Here is a 15,130-nt window from a genome sequence, read left to right on the forward strand (position 1 = left end):
GGTTCAGCATGCACGTACTGGTCTGTGAAGACGACGAACTGATCGCCAGCGGCATCGTGGCCGGCCTCACCGCCCAGGGCTTCACGGTCGAACGCGTGGGCACGGCTGCGGCGGCCAGGGCGATGCTCAGGGCGGCGACCTTCGACATCATGGTGCTCGACCTCGGCCTGCCCGACGAAGACGGCCTGAAACTGCTGCAGCAGCAGCGCAGCCAGGGCCTGGAAATCCCGGTGTTAATCCTCACCGCGCGTGACTCGGTGACCAACCGCGTCGACGGTCTGCAGGCGGGTGCCGATGACTACCTGCTCAAGCCCTTTGACCTGCGCGAACTTGCCGCCCGCCTGCAAACCCTGCTGCGCCGCGTGGCGGGGCGCAGTGTCAACCTTATCGAACATGGCCGCCTGGCGTACAACCCCAGCAGCCGCGAGACGTTCCTGGGCGGCCAGCCGGTGGACCTGTCGCGCCGTGAACAGGCGCTGTTGCAGGCCTTGCTGCACAACAAGGGCCGCGTGCTCTCCAGTGAGCAGCTCAAGGACAGCGTCTACGGGTTCAACGACGAATTGGAAAGCAACGCGCTGAACGTGCACATCCACCACCTGCGGCGCAAATTGGGCAATGGCATCGTCGAGACCGTCCGCGGCCTCGGTTATCGCCTGGGTCCGGCGGATGCGGGAGAGGAGGCTTCGTGATGAGCCTGCGCCTGCGCCTGACGTTCAAGCTCGGCGCCGCGTTTGTATTGATCTGGGCCCTGGCGGCGGCCTGGATGCTCAACGACCTGCGCAAGCAGATGATGTTTTCTCTCGACCAGCGGCTGGTCGCCTCGGCGCGCATGGTGGCCGGGCTGACCGAACAGATGCCGGGCCTGGCCAGTGTCGGCGCCGGCACCCATTTGCGCACCGAACAACTCAACGTACCGGGGGGCATGGCCTGCCAGGTCAGTTCCCTGCACGGTGAAATCCTGGCGCGCAGCCACACCACGCCGGATGAAGGGCTGGAGTCGCGCAAGAGCGGTTTTCGCGACCAGATAATCGATGGCGTGGGCTGGCGCAGTTTCACCCTGTCCCGTGGCGACCTGCTGATCACCACCGCCGACCGTCAGGTGGAGCGTGAGGCGCTGAACCTGTCGATCCTGCTCGCGGCCTCGGTGCCGGTTGGCGTGGCCTTGCTGGGCTGCCTGTGCCTGCTGTGGCTGGGCATCGGCCAAAGCCTGGTGCCGCTCAATCGCATGCGTGACGCCTTGATGCGCCGCAGCGCCGACTCCCTTGAACCGCTGCAGATCCACCCGCTGCCCAGCGAACTCAAGCCATTGCTCGACACCCAGAACCAACTGTTGCAACGCATCGCCAAGACCATCGAGCGTGAGCGCCGCCTCACCGGCGACGCCGCCCATGAGCTGCGCAGCCCATTGACGGCGATCAAGACCCACCTGCAGGTGGCCCGCATGACCGAGGGTACGGCCCGTGACCAGTCCCTGGCTCATGCCGAGGAAGGCGCCGACCGCTTGCACCGCACCCTGGAACAACTGTTGCTGCTGGCACGGGTGGAGGGCAGCCTGTCGTTTGACGATGGTTTGCAGTGCAGCGCCGACGAGGTTGCCCGGCTGGCGATCCAGGATGCCAATGCCGGGGACAATTCGCGTATCGACCTGATCCTGGCGGACGGTCTTGCCGACACGCCGGTGGACATGCCCGTGGGCCTGGCCGTCGCGGCCTTGCGCAACCTGCTGGACAACGCCTTGCGCCACACCCCGGCCGATACCCGTGTGGAGCTGAGGGTTTTCTCCAGCGCCGACAAGGTGGTGTTCCGCGTGCGCGACCACGGCCCGCAGATTTCCAGCGAGGACCTGCAATACCTCACCCAACGCTTCTGGCGCAACGGCAGCAGCGAAGGCTGTGGCCTGGGCCTGGCGATCGTTCAGGCGATCGTCCAGCGCTGCGCGTGCTCGCTGACATTCGACAGCCAGGCGGATGGCCTGCGCGTTGATTTGGGCATGCCGTTGCGACGCTGAACGCTTTTCTGCAAGTGCCAAATAATTACCGCCCGCCTGAGCTTCAAGTCTTCAGGATGGCGGTAATTTTTTTGCGCTTGAAAGGGCCGAATGATTCGGCCCGTATTGAAAAGGACGGATCTTATGTTGGTCATCGATACCAGTTTCCCTGCCAGGGATTTCAACGAACGTAACGGCGAGCGGGTGGGGCAGGTGATCCTGCACTACACTGCGGCGTCCTTCGCATCGTCCCTGCGCACCCTGACCCGGAATGGGGTCAGCGCGCACTATCTGCTGCCCGATCCCGATGAGCCCGCCTACCGCGCTGCCGGCTATGACGAGCTGCGTGTGTTTCGCCTGGTGGGCGAGGACAAGCGTGCCTGGCATGCCGGAGCAAGTCATTGGGGCGGGCGGGATAACCTCAACAGCCGCGCGATCGGCATCGAAATCGTCAACCTGGCGCGTGACGACAAAGGCGTGTTCACTTTTCCGGCGTATCGCGAGGAACAGGTGCAGGTGTTGATTGCGCTGGTGCGCGACATTCTCGAGCGCTACCCGCGCATCGGCCCGGTCGATATCCTCGGGCATTCGGATGTGGCGTACTGGCGCAAGAGCGACCCGGGCCCTCGACTACCCTGGCGGTGCCTGTACGAAGCCGGAATAGGGGCCTGGTTTGACGAAAGCACCCGGGCGATGTACCAACGCCGGTTTTGCGTGGGGCTGCCGCCGGAAGTGGAAGTCGAGCGGGCGTTTCAGCGCTATGGCTACAAACCGGCCTGGAATCGCCAGGCCTTTGAACAGCGCACCCGGGCGTTTCAGATGCACTTTCGACCGCGCGATTATACCGGGCGTCTGGATGCCGAGACCTGCGCGATCCTGTATGCACTCAACGATAAATACCGCGGCCTCTAAAGCCAAACACCATTCAAATGTGGGAGGGGGCTTGCCCCCGATAGCGGTGTGTCAGTTGAAAAATGGCTGGCTGACCCACCGCCATCGGGGGCAAGCCCCCTCCCACATTCGATCTGCATACATCTGTAAATCCGACCGGGTCTCTAAATCCTTGCGCACCTGATGCGTCTTCAGAACATGAAGTCCGTGCGTATTCCCCACTCCCACGGATCACCACCTGAGGGATCGAGAGATGTCAGTCGCCACCAGCCCTATCGAAGCCGCGCCTGCGCACGCCAGCGAAACGCTCTACCAGTTCGACGAAACCCCGCTGCTGGCTCGCCAGCGCCAGCAGGAATCCAACGCCCGCAGCTATCCGCGGCGCATTCCGCTGGCGCTCAAGCGTGCCAAGGGTATCTACGTGGAAGACGTGGAAGGCCGCAGTTTCATTGACTGCCTGGCCGGCGCCGGCACGCTGGCGCTCGGGCATAACCACCCGGTGGTGATCCAGGCCATTCAACAGGTATTGAGCGACGAGTTGCCGTTGCACACCCTGGACCTGACCACGCCGGTCAAGGATCAGTTCGTGCAGGACCTGTTCGGCCTGTTGCCGCCGGCGCTGGCGCGGGAGGCGAAGATCCAGTTCTGCGGCCCCACCGGCACCGATGCGGTGGAAGCGGCCTTGAAGCTGGTACGCACCGCCACCGGGCGCAGTACGGTGTTGTCGTTCCAGGGCGGTTATCACGGCATGAGCCAGGGCGCGTTGAGCCTGATGGGCAGCCTCGGGCCGAAGAAACCCCTGGGCGCGTTGCTCGGCAATGGCGTGCAATTTCTGCCATTCCCCTACGACTACCGTTGCCCGTTCGGCCTGGGTGGCGCGCAGGGCGTACGGGTCAACCTGCATTACCTGGAAAACCTGCTCAACGATCCCGAAGCCGGCGTGTTGCCGCCGGCGGCGGTGATTGTCGAAGTGGTGCAGGGCGAGGGCGGCGTGATACCGGCGGATCTTGACTGGCTGCGCGGCCTGCGACGGATCACCGAACAGGCGGGCGTCGCGCTGATCGTCGATGAGATCCAGAGTGGCTTTGGCCGCACCGGCAAAATGTTTGCCTTCGAGCACGCGGGGATCATCCCGGACGTGGTGGTAATGTCCAAGGCGATTGGCGGCAGCTTGCCGCTGGCGGTGGTGGTCTACCGCGACTGGCTCGACACCTGGCTGCCGGGTGCGCATGCCGGTACCTTCCGTGGCAATCAGATGGCGATGGCGGCGGGGTCTGCGGTGATGCGCTACCTCAAGGAGCACGACCTGGCCGCGCATGCGGCGGCGATGGGCGAGCGCCTGGGTGAGCATTTGCGCATCCTGCAGCGCGATTTTCCGCACCTGGGGGATATTCGCGGGCGTGGGCTGATGCTCGGCGTGGAGCTGGTAGACCCCAATGGCATGTGCGACATCCAGGGCCATCCGCCGGTGCATCACCAGCTCGCGCCGCTGGTACAACGCGAATGCCTCAAGCGCGGCCTGATCCTCGAGTTGGGTGGGCGCCATGGCAGTGTGGTGCGCTTCCTGCCGCCGCTGGTGATCACCGCCGCCGAGATAGACCGCGTCGCCGAGATCTTCGGGCGCGCCCTGGCGGCGGCGGTCGCCGGCGTCTAATTTTCCTGGCCCTTGATACGTTTCTACAGATATCAGTGCTGCGCATGGTGCGCAGCCGGCCTTTGAGCGACGGAGAACCGCAATGACCTCAGTATTTGACCGCGACGACATCCTGTTTCAGGTAGTGGTCAACCACGAAGAGCAATACTCGATCTGGCCCGACTACAAGGCGGTGCCGGAGGGCTGGCGCACCGTGGGCAAGAGCGGCATGAAGAAAGAGTGCCTGGCCTATATCGAAGAGAACTGGACGGATATGCGTCCGCTGAGCCTGCGTCAGAAGATGGATGGCGCTGCACTCGCGTAACCACCGCCGATCAAAAATGTGGGAGGGGGCTTGCCCCCGATGGCAGTGGATCAGTTACAGATGCATCAACTGACACACCGCTATCGGGGGCAAGCCCTCTCCCACAATTAATTTGCGTTGACTTCAGGCCTTTCTTTCTCCTGTCCCCCCGTCACCACCTGCACACTCAAGCGCGGTGTCGCCAGGTCAAGCCCGGCTTCATCCAGGTGTCGCTTGAGCGACAGGTTGAACGCCCGCGACACTTCCCATTGCTTGATCGGCGCGGTCTTGAACCGCGCGCGCAGGATGGCGCTGCCCGATTCAAAACTCTCCACGCCCTGGATCTCCAGCGGCGACCAGATATTGCGGCGTTGCAGCGGGTCATTGCGCATGGCCTGGCCGACATCGCGCATCAGCTTGATCGCGTCGTCGATCTCCATGTTGTAGGGGATCGCCACGCGAAAGATCGCGTAGCCGAACTCGCGGGAATAGTTCTTGATGCTCTTGATTTCGCTGAACGGAATGGTGTGCACGATGCCGTCGATATCGCGCAGGCGCACGGTCCGAATGGTCAGGCCTTCGACGGTGCCCAGGTGGCCACCGACGTCCACGTAGTCATCGATGGCCAGGGAGTCCTCGATAATGATGAACAGGCCGGTGATCAAGTCCGCCACCAGCGACTGCGCACCAAAACCGATGGCGATACCGATCACACCCGCACCGGCCAGCAGCGGCGTGACGTTCATGCCCATGTTCGCCAGGGCGACGATGGCGGCAATGATAAAGATTGTCACGAACAGCACGTTGCGGATCAGCGGCATCATGGTCTGCGCGCGCGCATTGGCCAGGCCTTTGCGTGAGCGGGTCAGGGCGTGGTGGATCGCGGTGTCGCTGAGGATCCAGATCAGCCAGGCGAACAGCAGGGTCCCGCCCAGGCCGAACAGCTTGACGCTGACTTCATGGCCGTCGCCTTCGGTAAAGCGAATCATCGACAGGCCCCAGACCCGCAGCCCCAACTCGATAAACACCAGCCACACCACCAGATGCACCAGGGTGTAGACGAAGCTTTTCAGGCGGTCGGAGTACAGCGCATGGCGCTTGTGCCCGCGTTGTGGTTTGAGGGCGTGGCGTCGCACCAGCCCGTTGATCACCATGCACAACACCAGCAGCACCGTGCACAGCAGCGACTGGCGCAGGGCCGTGCTGGTGTCACCGGCGGAGAGGAAGGTGGCGAACAGCGAAATGCCCACCAGCAACAGCGCCGGCAGGTACCAGAAGGTGCCGATGATCGAGAGGGTGTCGGTGAGGGCGCGACGGGTCAAGCGGCGCGACAGCGGCTGGTTGCGGATCAGGTGGGCAATCGGCCGACGGAACCGCAGGATAAACACACCGGTGGACAGCGCCGCCATTACATTGGCAACGGTCGCGGCGGTGTGGGCCAGGTGCTGGCCGAGCGCCGCGACCAGGCGCGGGTCGCTCAGGGCTTCGCCAAAGGCGGCAAAACTGCCGATCCACCACAGCGGGCGGAAGGCCTGGTGGCGCAGGATATACAGGGCGCGGTGACGGTGCGGGCCGTCGAGCACGGAGAAGGCAATCACGCAGATGGCGGAGAAACAGGTGCCAACCACCAGCGCGTAAGCCAGCACCATTGCCAAGGATTTGCCCAAGGACGAAGGCAGGGCGTAGCTCAGGTACACCGTGATCACCAGGGCGATCAACCACGGGCCCAGCTTGCGCAGGGCGAAGCGCAGCATGTCCCAGGTGCGCGGGTGTTGTGGTAACTCTTCGGGCAGGCCGAAGCGTTCGCGCACGCGGTGGCTGAGCCAGATCAGCGCGGCGGCCAGCAGGCTCCACACCGCGAGGATCAGCGCAAAGCCAAAGATGATCGGCAACCATTCGTTGGCCGGCAGCATCAGTGCGCTGAGTTCATCCTTGGCCAGGTCGACTTCATTGGACCAGCGCCCCAGCGGGCTGTCGGCGCCGGAGAACTGCTGTTCAAAGCCCGACAACGTGCTGCCGATCAGGCCGAGTACACCGAGTTCGGCGGCCGGTTGGGCTTTTTGCGTGGCGGCGCGCAGCTTTTTCAGGTCGCTCAGCAGTTGGCTGCGCTGCTGGTCGTTCTCCAGGGTCTTGATCACCTCATCCAGCGACTGCCCCAAGGGCACCTCGGCCTGGGGTTGGGCCTTGGTGGAGCCGCCCAGCATCCCGGGCAGGCCCACGGCCTGGGCGGACGTCGGCGGCAGTAACATGAGCAGGGTGATCAGCAGGTAGCGGGGCAGGGCAAACAGACGGGAAAGCACGAGGCGGTCAACCTTGAAAACGACGAATCGACCGAGTGTACGAGGCCGCTATGCCAGATGCGAGTGTCATTGCGCCAATTTGGCGAGGATCTTGTACACCACGGTGCCCAGAATCAGCAGCATGCCGACCCACATGCCGAACACGCCAAGGGGTTTGTCACGAAAGTTGAAGCCGACGGCGAGCAGGATCATGCCGATCAGGATGGGGATCAGCAGGGTGTGGAACGAGGACATGGAGATCATGGGGGTGACGGCCTTGTCGAATTGGGAATACTGACAAGTCTAGGCTGGATTGTTAAAAATGCATGTGATGCAAGTCAGGTGTACGCCAAACCAAATGTGGGAGGGGGCAAGCCCCCTCCCACATTTTTGACCGAGTTAGCCCATCGAATCAGGGCAGGTCGCGACTGGCGTAGAACGCCCCGAGCACCTTGACCAGATGCGCCAGGTCATGGCTGCCGCACAGCTCACGAATGGAGTGCATGGCAAACGTCGGCAGGCCGATGTCCACGGTGCGCACACCCAGGTGGCTGGCGGTGATTGGTCCAATGGTCGAGCCGCAGCCCATGTCGCTGCGCACCACGAAGCTCTGCACCGGTACTTCCTGGGCCATGCACAGGTGGCGGAAGAACCCGGCGGTTTCGCTGTTGGTGGCGTAGCGCTGGTTGCTGTTGACCTTGATCACCGGGCCGGCGTTGAGCTTGGGGCCGTGGTTGGCGTCGTGTTTGTCGGCGTAGTTCGGATGCACGCCGTGGGCGTTGTCCGCAGACACCAACAGGGATTTCTGAATGGTACGTACGAATTCTTCACCTTCGGGCAGCAGGCGGCGCAAGGTCTGTTCCAGCATCGGGCCATCGGCGCCGCAGGCCGAACAGGAGCCGACTTCTTCGTGATCGTTGCACACCAGCACGCAGGTTTCTTCGGTGTCGCTGGTGAGCAGGGCCTGCAGCCCGGCGTAGCACGACAGCAGGTTGTCCAGGCGCGCCCCGGCGATGAAGTCGCCGTTCAAGCCAATCACGGCGGCGCTTTGGGTGTCGTAGAAGCTCAGCTCGTAGTCGAGCACCACGTCGGCATTGAGCCCATGCTCGCGCGCCAGTTGCTCGGTGAGTACGGCACGAAAGTCCACGCGCTCGTCACCGGCAAATTGCGCGAGGATCGGCGGCAGTTCGGTCTGGGCGTTGATCGCCCACCCCTGGTTGGCCTCACGGTTCAGGTGAATGGCCAGGTTGGGAATGATCGCGATCGGCAGCTTGAAGTCGATCAGTTGGCTTTCGACCTTGCCATCGCGACGGAACGTCACGCGGCCGGCCAGGGACAAATCGCGGTCGAACCACGGGGCCAGCAAGGCGCCGCCGTAGACTTCCACGCCCAACTGCCAAAAGCCCTGGCGTTGCAGCTCGGGCTGCGGCTTGACCCGCAGGCATGGGCTGTCGGTGTGGGCGCCGACCATGCGGATACCGTCTTGCAGCGGCGAGTGGCGGCCCAGTTTGAAGGCGATGATCGAGGAGTCGTTACGGGTCACGTAATAACGACCGTTGGACTCGGTGGCCCAGGTGTCGCGCTCGTCGAGACGCTGGTAGCCGGCCGCTTCCAGGCGCTGGGCGAGGGCGGCAGTGGCATGAAAAGGAGTAGGGGAGGCCTTGAGGAAGTCGATCAGGCCTTGATTCAACGCTTCGCGCATAAATAGCTCCAGACAGCAATGCGCGGAGTTTACCGTTCGATGGCCAGTAGTGCACAGAACAAATGTGGGAGGGGGCTTGCCCCCGATAGCGGAGTGTCAGTCGAATATTTATAACTGATACACCGCCATCGGGGGCAAGCCCCCTCCCACATTTGACTGTGTTCACAACTTAAAAGGGGGCTGGGCACTCGAAGCGCAAGCGCTCGCCGCTCTGTGGATGCGTGAAGCTGAGCATGCTCGCATGCAGGCACAGCCGCGGCCAGGCCGCCAGGGCCTGTTCGTGGGCGTACAGGCCGTCACCCAGCAGCGGGTGGCCGATGGACAGCATGTGCACGCGCAACTGGTGCGAGCGCCCGGTGATCGGCGTCAGTTCCACGCGGCACCAGTCGCCGCAACGCTCCAGCACTTTCCAGAAGGTCAGCGCGTGCTTGCCGAATTCGTGATCCACCACATGGCGTGGCTTGGTCGGCGGGTCATAGCGCAAGGGCAAGTCGATGCTGCCGCTGTCCAGTTCCGGCTGGCCCCACGCCAAGGCGGTGTAGGCCTTTTCCGTTTCGCGGTCGTGAAACTGGCGGGACAGTTCGCGGTGGCTATCGGCGTCCCGGGCCAGCAGGATAATGCCGGACGTTTCCCAGTCCAGTCGATGGACGATACGGGCTTCGGGGTAGCCGTTTTCCTGCAGGCGGGTGATCAGGCAGTCCTTGTTGTCATCGGCGCGGCCGGGCACCGAGAGCAGCAGGGTCGGCTTGTTCACCACCAGGACAGCGTCGTCCTGATGCAGGATATGGATGTTGGACAGCGGCATTAAACAGCCTCGTAACAAACGCCAACGGCGGCTCCACTGACTGCCCCCTCACCTTGCAGGAGCGAGCTTGCTCGCGAAAAACTCAACAGCACCGCGTTCATTCAGGTGAAACGCGTTGTTCTCAGGTTCTTCGCGAGCAAGCTCGCTCCTACAGCAGTACAGGGGCCAGGTAGCAGAGCCGCCGTGGCGGCCGCCTGTTCGATCAACGATCAGGCAGGGTGATATTGAGTTCCAGAATCGAGCAGCTGCCGTCATTTTCCAGGGCGACATGCACGTCATCGTTACCGATATTGACGTACTTGCGGATTACCTCGACCAGTTCCTTCTGCAAGGCCGGCAGGTAGTCCGGGGTACTGCGTTGGCCGCGTTCGTGCGCCACGATGATCTGTAGACGCTCTTTCGCGACCGATGCGGTACTTGGTTTTTTGTTGGCGCGAAAGAAGTCGAGAAATTTCATTGTTCAGTTGCCTCCAAAGATACGCTCGAAGAATCCCTTCTTCTTGACATCGAGGAAGCGGTGTTCCACGGTCTTGCCCAGCAGACGGTCGACGGCATCGCTGTACGCCTGGCCGGCGTCGCTCTGGTCGTCGAGAATCACGGGTACGCCCTGGTTGGAAGCCTTCAGCACGGCCTGGGATTCCGGAATCACACCCAGCAGGGTCACGGCGAGGATGTCCTTGACGTCTTCAACGCCGAGCATTTCGCCATTGCTGACGCGCTCAGGGTTATAGCGGGTGAGCAGCAGGTGTTCCTTGATCGGGTCTTCGCCTTTCTCGGCGCGCTGGGACTTGCTGGCCAGCAGGCCGAGCATGCGGTCGGAGTCACGTACCGAGGACACTTCCGGGTTGGTCACCACGATGGCTTCATCGGCAAAGTACATCGCCAGGTGAGCACCGGTCTCAATGCCGGCCGGGGAATCGCACACCACGTATTCGAAGGTTTCTTTCAGCTCGGCGAGGACTTTGCCTACGCCTTCCTTGGTCAGCGCATCCTTGTCACGGGTCTGGCTGGCGGCCAGCACATACAGGTTCTCAAGGCGCTTGTCCTTGATCAGGGCCTGTTGCAGGTTGGCTTCGCCGTTCACCACGTTGACGAAGTCGTACACCACGCGGCGTTCGCAGCCCATGATCAGGTCGAGGTTACGCAAACCGACGTCGAAGTCGACGATGACTGTCTTGTGGCCGCGCAGAGCGAGGCCGGTACCGATAGCGGCGCTGGTGGTGGTCTTACCCACACCACCCTTGCCGGATGTAACCACGAGAATCTTGGCCAAGGTGTTTCACCCCTAAGGAAAAAGGACGTTCAGTCCCTGAAAAACATCTCTTGAAACTCGCTGCAGGCGGACAGCCTTTGTAGGGAAAAGCCAGGGTTTGCCCAAGGGAAACGCCAGCTTCCAAATAGTCCTACGCAAGTATTGCCAGTTTCGCTTTGCTATCAGAGTCTAGAGATGCTTGGAAAATGCGGCAGTATCCGTTAAAGACGAATGATGTTCAACACATCGCCCGACAGGTTGACCTGTACCGAAGCGCCCCATAGCGGATCACGGCGCAGATCTTCGGAAACCTTGTACTGACCCGCGATGGAAACCAGCTCAGCGGTCAACTGCTGGCAGAAAATACGCGCTTTGGTATCACCCTTGATGCCGGCCAGGGCGCGGCCGCGCATCGGGCCGTATACATGGATGTTACCGTCGGCAAGAAGTTCCGCGCCGGGGCTGACCGAGGAGACCACCACAAGGTCGCCGCCCTGGGCGTAAATCTGCTGCCCGCCGCGTACGGGCGAGGTGATGATCTTTGTAGGCCTGATCACCGGTTCAGGTGGTTTTTCCGGTTTTTTCTTCTCTTCACCGACCAATGGTTCGAGCGGACGCTCGCGTGCACCGGATGGCGGCAATACTGGCAGTTCAATAGCGATGGCCGCGGCAATGTCTTCGATACGGCTGGCGCGAATCGCCAGGGTACGCAGGCCGTGGGAGCGGCACACGCGCATCAGCCCGGGCAGGTCGATGACGCCCTGGCCGGCTGGCAGTTTGTCCAGGGCCAGCACCAGCGGGGCATTGTTGAAGAAATTCGGCGCCAGGGCGACCTTGGCGGCCAGTTGGCGGTCGAGGGCATCAAGGTCATTGCGGGCCAGTTCCAGCACGGTAATGGCGAGCATGCTGCCTTTCAGCTGGAACACGGGATCTTGGTCTAGCGGTTCGGTTTGGCTCATGGTCGGCGAAAGCGGCTTGTCACGAAAAGTGTCGAGACTTATAACGAGAACACTCACCCGCCGCAAGCCGAGTCGAACCGTTGTAGAATGCGCGGCCCTTGTCTTTACCGGAATCTGTAATGGATCGCCCGCGTTTTCGAGCTGTATTTCTTCACCCGCGTTTTTGGCCGTTATGGCTGGGGCTGGGCCTGTTGTGGCTGGTCACCCAACTGCCGTACCGCGTGCTGCTGACCATTGGTCGCCTGCTGGGCGCGGGCATGTATCGGGTGGCGGGCGATCGCCGCCGTATCGCGGCGCGTAACCTGGAACTGTGCTTCCCGGAAAAATCCGCGCAAGAGCGTAAACGCCTGCTCAAGGAAAATTTTGCCTCCACCGGGATCGCCTTTTTCGAGATGGCGATGAGCTGGTGGTGGCCCAAACCGCGTCTGGCGCGGCTGGCCCATGTCGAGGGCCTGGAGCATCTGAAGCAAGCGCATCTGGAAGGCAAGGGCGTGATTCTGATGGCCCTGCATTTCACCACGCTGGAAATCGGCGCCGCCCTGCTCGGGCAGAAGCACACCATCGATGGCATGTACCGCGAGCACGGCAACCCGTTGTTCGACTTTATCCAGCGCCGTGGCCGCGAACGCCATAACCTCGATTCCCTGGCGGTGGAGCGCGACGACGTGCGCGGCATGCTCAAGCTGCTGCGCGCCGGCCGTGCGATCTGGTATGCACCGGACCAGGACTACGGCGCCAAGCAAAGTATCTTCGTGCCGCTGTTCGGCATCCAGGCCGCTACCGTCACCGCCACCAGCAAGTTCGCGCGCCTGGGCAAGGCCCTGGTGGTGCCGTTCACCCAGGAGCGCCTGGCCGATGGCAGTGGTTACCGTCTGGTGATTCATGCGCCGTTGAGCGATTTTCCCGGCGAGACGGACGAGATCGACTGCCTGCGCATCAACCAGTGGGTCGAAGCCTCGGTCCGCGCATGCCCCGAGCAATACCTGTGGACCCACCGCCGCTTCAAAAGCCGGCCACCGGGCGAACCCAAGCTGTACGAAAAACGCCGTCGATAACCCTGCTGTCACTGTAGGAGCGAGCTTGCTCGCGAAAAAACCAATAGCACAGCGTTCACCTAGGATGTACGCGTAATCATTGGCGATCTTCGCGAGCAAGCTCGCTCCTACAATGATGTGACGTTGTTAAGCCCAATTTTTCGCCACATGGAGTGACGCAATGCGCCCAGCTGAACCGGTCACAGGCTTGATTCTTTCCGGCGGCGGGGCGCGAGCGGCGTATCAGGTGGGGGTGTTGGCGGCGATTGCCGAGTTGCTGCCGCCCGGGGCGCCCAATCCCTTTCCGGTGATCGTCGGCACGTCGGCCGGGGCGATCAATGCGGTCACCCTGGCCAGTGGCGCGACTGATTTTACCGCCGCTATCGAACGCCTCACCGCTTTCTGGCAGGGCTTTCGCAGCCATCTGGTGCTGCGCAGCGATTGGCCGGGCGTGATCCGCCAGGCCAGTCGCTTCCTCTTTCATAGCCTGTTGGGCTTGGGCAGGCAGTTCCCGGTGGCGTTGCTCGACAGTTCACCGCTGCGCGATTTGCTGCAGGACAAACTGCATCTGGCGGGTATCGACGAAGCCATCCAGCGCAAACAACTGCACGCCGTGGCGGTCACCGCGTTCGGCTATGAATCCGGGCAAGCGGTGACCTTCTATCAGGGCGGCGGCACCATTGACCCCTGGCTGCGGCATCGGCGGATTGGCGTGCCGACCCCAATCACGGTGGAACACCTGCTGGCCAGCTCGGCGATTCCCCTGCTGTTCGCCCCGGTGAAACTCGACCAGGAATACTTCGGTGACGGTGCCGTGCGTCAGTCGGCCCCGATCAGCCCGGCCCTGCACCTGGGCGCGAATCGCGTGCTGGTGGTGGGCGTCAGCGGTAACCCGCGCGGCAACGAACCGTCGATGCCGCGCACCTGCACCGGCCAGGAGCCAACCTTGGCGCAGATTGGCGGGCACATGCTCAACAGCACGTTCATTGACAGCCTGGAAAGCGATATCGAATTGCTGGAACGCTTGAATCAATTCAGCGATGTCTCGCCCGGGTTGGCGGCCGTGGAAGTGCTGGTGATTGCGCCCAGCCAGCCGATCGATGAAATTGCGGCACGCCATCGCCAGGAACTCCCGGCGGCGTTGCGCATGTTCCTGCGTGGGCCTGGGGCGACCAAAACCAGCGGGGCGGGGGTGTTGAGTTACTTGCTGTTCGAGGCGGGATATTGCAGCGAACTGATCGAATTGGGGCGCAAGGATGCGTTGGCCAAGCGTGAGGAAATCACCCGATTCCTCGGCCTGATGCAGAACTGAATGTGGAGAGCTGAGTGTGGGAGGGGGCTTGCCCCCGATAGCGGTGTGTCAGTCACTGGATTTGTTGACTGGCACACTGCCATCGGGGGCAAGCCCCCTCCCACATTTGAACTGCGGTGTTTGATCAGAAGTGGTATTTCACCAGGAAGCTTGCGGTGTCCTGGGTCGTCTTGAATGCGCCCGAGTCCTCGATCCCGTACTTGTTCTTCCAATAGTCGTATTCAAAACCTACATACAACTGCTTGTCACCCCAATGCAGCGCTTTACCGAGGTCGTATTTGACCTGCGGGTTGAAGTGCAGGTTGGCGTGGTAGGTGCCACGGGCGTTCTTGTCGTTGTCCACCACCCAGTCCATGAAGCCGTCGATCAATACATCGGAGCTGCCCACGGGAATTGTGTACGACCACACCGGGGTGATCTGCCACACGCCGTCACCCGGGCGGTTGCCTTCGGTCTGGCGCTGGTAGAAGTTCAGCTGGAAGTAGTCGAAACCCGGAATATTCAAGTCAAACGCCGGGCCCAGCAGGTACGACTCGTTGTCGCCTTCGCCGAACTCGTAAGTGAAGGCCAGCAACACGTCCTTGATCGGGCCGAATGACAGGTCCTTGTCCAGAATCTTGCCGAACGACAAGCGCGGGCTGAACTCGCCGTAGTAGGTATTCGGACCGACGTTGCCGTCTTCCTTGCCGTTGTAGAAGATACGGTCGAGAAAGAAGAAGTTGTCGCCGTACTTCCACGCGTCGGCATGTTCGAAGGTGACGGTTTGCTGGATCTGCGGGTTGACGGTAAAGCTCTTGCCCCACAGATAGGTCAGGCTGTTGTTCTGCCACTGCAACAAGTCACCGGCCACGGCTTGGCCACCGCCCAGCAGGGATCCCGCCAGCATCAGGCCTTTGAACATAGGTTTCATTCGGTGCTCCCGAGTTAAAGTTTTATGTTTTTTCTAATCTGGCGCTCTGATACGGCGCCTTG

15 protein-coding genes are annotated in these 15,130 nt (G+C 62.1%); 7 read left to right on the forward strand and 8 right to left on the reverse strand.

What is annotated here, in order from left to right:
- Positions 1-8: 8 nt before the first annotated feature.
- From TU82_RS01560 to TU82_RS01580, 5 genes are all read left to right on the forward strand, one after another.
- Entirely contained in the window at positions 9-689 is a 681-nt protein-coding gene (locus tag TU82_RS01560) for a response regulator (protein ID WP_057721385.1), read from the forward strand.
- Positions 689-2,008, forward strand: a complete 1,320-nt coding sequence (locus TU82_RS01565) for an ATP-binding protein (protein WP_057721386.1) — start codon at positions 689-691, stop codon at positions 2,006-2,008. The genes TU82_RS01560 and TU82_RS01565 overlap by 1 nt, the downstream gene beginning before the upstream one ends.
- A gap of 123 nt (positions 2,009-2,131) precedes the next feature.
- A complete protein-coding gene (locus tag TU82_RS01570) occupies positions 2,132-2,899 on the forward strand; it encodes an N-acetylmuramoyl-L-alanine amidase (protein ID WP_057721387.1) in 768 nt (255 codons plus the stop codon).
- Positions 2,900-3,131: 232 nt separating this feature from the next.
- A complete protein-coding gene (locus TU82_RS01575) occupies positions 3,132-4,532 on the forward strand; it encodes an aspartate aminotransferase family protein (RefSeq protein WP_057721388.1) in 1,401 nt (466 codons plus the stop codon).
- Positions 4,533-4,614: 82 nt separating this feature from the next.
- Positions 4,615-4,836, forward strand: a complete 222-nt coding sequence (locus TU82_RS01580) for an MbtH family protein (protein WP_057721389.1) — start codon at positions 4,615-4,617, stop codon at positions 4,834-4,836.
- Between the two features lie 107 nt (positions 4,837-4,943).
- Here the strand turns inward: TU82_RS01580 and TU82_RS01585 are convergent, their stop codons facing one another.
- The 7 genes from TU82_RS01585 to minC all read right to left on the reverse strand — a co-directional run bounded on the left by TU82_RS01585 (position 4,944) and on the right by minC (position 11,812).
- Positions 4,944-7,115 carry a mechanosensitive ion channel family protein gene (locus tag TU82_RS01585; RefSeq protein WP_057721390.1) on the reverse strand — a complete coding sequence of 724 codons (2,172 nt, stop codon included), beginning with the start codon at positions 7,113-7,115 and terminating at the stop codon, positions 4,944-4,946.
- A gap of 66 nt (positions 7,116-7,181) precedes the next feature.
- Positions 7,182-7,358, reverse strand: coding sequence for a hypothetical protein (locus TU82_RS28845; protein WP_164484911.1), 177 nt, complete (start codon positions 7,356-7,358; stop codon positions 7,182-7,184).
- 148 nt (positions 7,359-7,506) lie between these two features.
- On the reverse strand, positions 7,507-8,796 hold the full coding sequence (locus TU82_RS01590; RefSeq protein ID WP_057721391.1) for a M18 family aminopeptidase: 1,290 nt from the start codon (positions 8,794-8,796) through the stop codon (positions 7,507-7,509).
- Between the two features lie 169 nt (positions 8,797-8,965).
- A complete protein-coding gene (locus tag TU82_RS01595; protein WP_057721392.1) occupies positions 8,966-9,601 on the reverse strand; it encodes an RluA family pseudouridine synthase in 636 nt (211 codons plus the stop codon).
- 202 nt (positions 9,602-9,803) lie between these two features.
- Positions 9,804-10,058: a cell division topological specificity factor MinE gene (gene minE / locus TU82_RS01600; RefSeq protein WP_003175252.1), complete on the reverse strand. Its 255-nt coding sequence runs from the start codon at positions 10,056-10,058 to the stop codon at positions 9,804-9,806.
- A gap of 3 nt (positions 10,059-10,061) precedes the next feature.
- Entirely contained in the window at positions 10,062-10,874 is an 813-nt protein-coding gene (gene minD / locus TU82_RS01605; RefSeq protein ID WP_017737535.1) for a septum site-determining protein MinD, read from the reverse strand.
- Between the two features lie 200 nt (positions 10,875-11,074).
- A complete protein-coding gene (gene minC / locus TU82_RS01610; RefSeq protein WP_057721393.1) occupies positions 11,075-11,812 on the reverse strand; it encodes a septum site-determining protein MinC in 738 nt (245 codons plus the stop codon).
- Between the two features lie 119 nt (positions 11,813-11,931).
- Here minC and TU82_RS01615 point away from each other — a divergent pair, with 119 nt between their 5' ends.
- Complete coding sequence (locus TU82_RS01615; protein WP_057721394.1) at positions 11,932-12,867, forward strand: lipid A biosynthesis lauroyl acyltransferase; 936 nt, start codon at positions 11,932-11,934, stop codon at positions 12,865-12,867.
- A gap of 160 nt (positions 12,868-13,027) precedes the next feature.
- Positions 13,028-14,158 (forward strand): patatin-like phospholipase family protein, encoded by a 1,131-nt coding sequence (locus tag TU82_RS01620; protein ID WP_057721395.1) that lies wholly within the window; start codon positions 13,028-13,030, stop codon positions 14,156-14,158.
- Between the two features lie 124 nt (positions 14,159-14,282).
- On the opposite strand, the gene TU82_RS01625 is transcribed toward TU82_RS01620, so the two are convergent.
- The gene (locus tag TU82_RS01625) at positions 14,283-15,068 is read right to left on the reverse strand and encodes an outer membrane protein OmpK (protein WP_057721396.1); all 786 of its coding nucleotides are present in this window, start codon (positions 15,066-15,068) and stop codon (positions 14,283-14,285) included.
- Positions 15,069-15,130: the final 62 nt, after the last annotated feature.

The sequence above is a fragment of the Pseudomonas orientalis genome, assembly GCF_001439815.1.
GTDB lineage: Bacteria > Pseudomonadota > Gammaproteobacteria > Pseudomonadales > Pseudomonadaceae > Aquipseudomonas > Aquipseudomonas orientalis.

Bases quoted from the DNA above. Each gene is read 5' to 3' on its own strand.
- TU82_RS01560 (WP_057721385.1), top strand. From the start codon at position 9: ATGCACGTACTGGTCTGTGAAGACGACGAACTGATCGCCAGCGGCATC.
- TU82_RS01565 (WP_057721386.1), top strand. From the start codon at position 689: ATGAGCCTGCGCCTGCGCCTGACGTTCAAGCTCGGCGCCGCGTTTGTA.
- TU82_RS01570 (WP_057721387.1), top strand. From the start codon at position 2,132: ATGTTGGTCATCGATACCAGTTTCCCTGCCAGGGATTTCAACGAACGT.
- TU82_RS01575 (WP_057721388.1), top strand. From the start codon at position 3,132: ATGTCAGTCGCCACCAGCCCTATCGAAGCCGCGCCTGCGCACGCCAGC.
- TU82_RS01580 (WP_057721389.1), top strand. From the start codon at position 4,615: ATGACCTCAGTATTTGACCGCGACGACATCCTGTTTCAGGTAGTGGTC.
- TU82_RS28845 (WP_164484911.1), bottom strand. From the start codon at position 7,358: ATGATCTCCATGTCCTCGTTCCACACCCTGCTGATCCCCATCCTGATC.
- TU82_RS01590 (WP_057721391.1), bottom strand. From the start codon at position 8,796: ATGCGCGAAGCGTTGAATCAAGGCCTGATCGACTTCCTCAAGGCCTCC.
- TU82_RS01595 (WP_057721392.1), bottom strand. From the start codon at position 9,601: ATGCCGCTGTCCAACATCCATATCCTGCATCAGGACGACGCTGTCCTG.
- minE (WP_003175252.1), bottom strand. From the start codon at position 10,058: ATGAAATTTCTCGACTTCTTTCGCGCCAACAAAAAACCAAGTACCGCA.
- minC (WP_057721393.1), bottom strand. From the start codon at position 11,812: ATGAGCCAAACCGAACCGCTAGACCAAGATCCCGTGTTCCAGCTGAAA.
- TU82_RS01615 (WP_057721394.1), top strand. From the start codon at position 11,932: ATGGATCGCCCGCGTTTTCGAGCTGTATTTCTTCACCCGCGTTTTTGG.
- TU82_RS01620 (WP_057721395.1), top strand. From the start codon at position 13,028: ATGCGCCCAGCTGAACCGGTCACAGGCTTGATTCTTTCCGGCGGCGGG.
- TU82_RS01625 (WP_057721396.1), bottom strand. From the start codon at position 15,068: ATGAAACCTATGTTCAAAGGCCTGATGCTGGCGGGATCCCTGCTGGGC.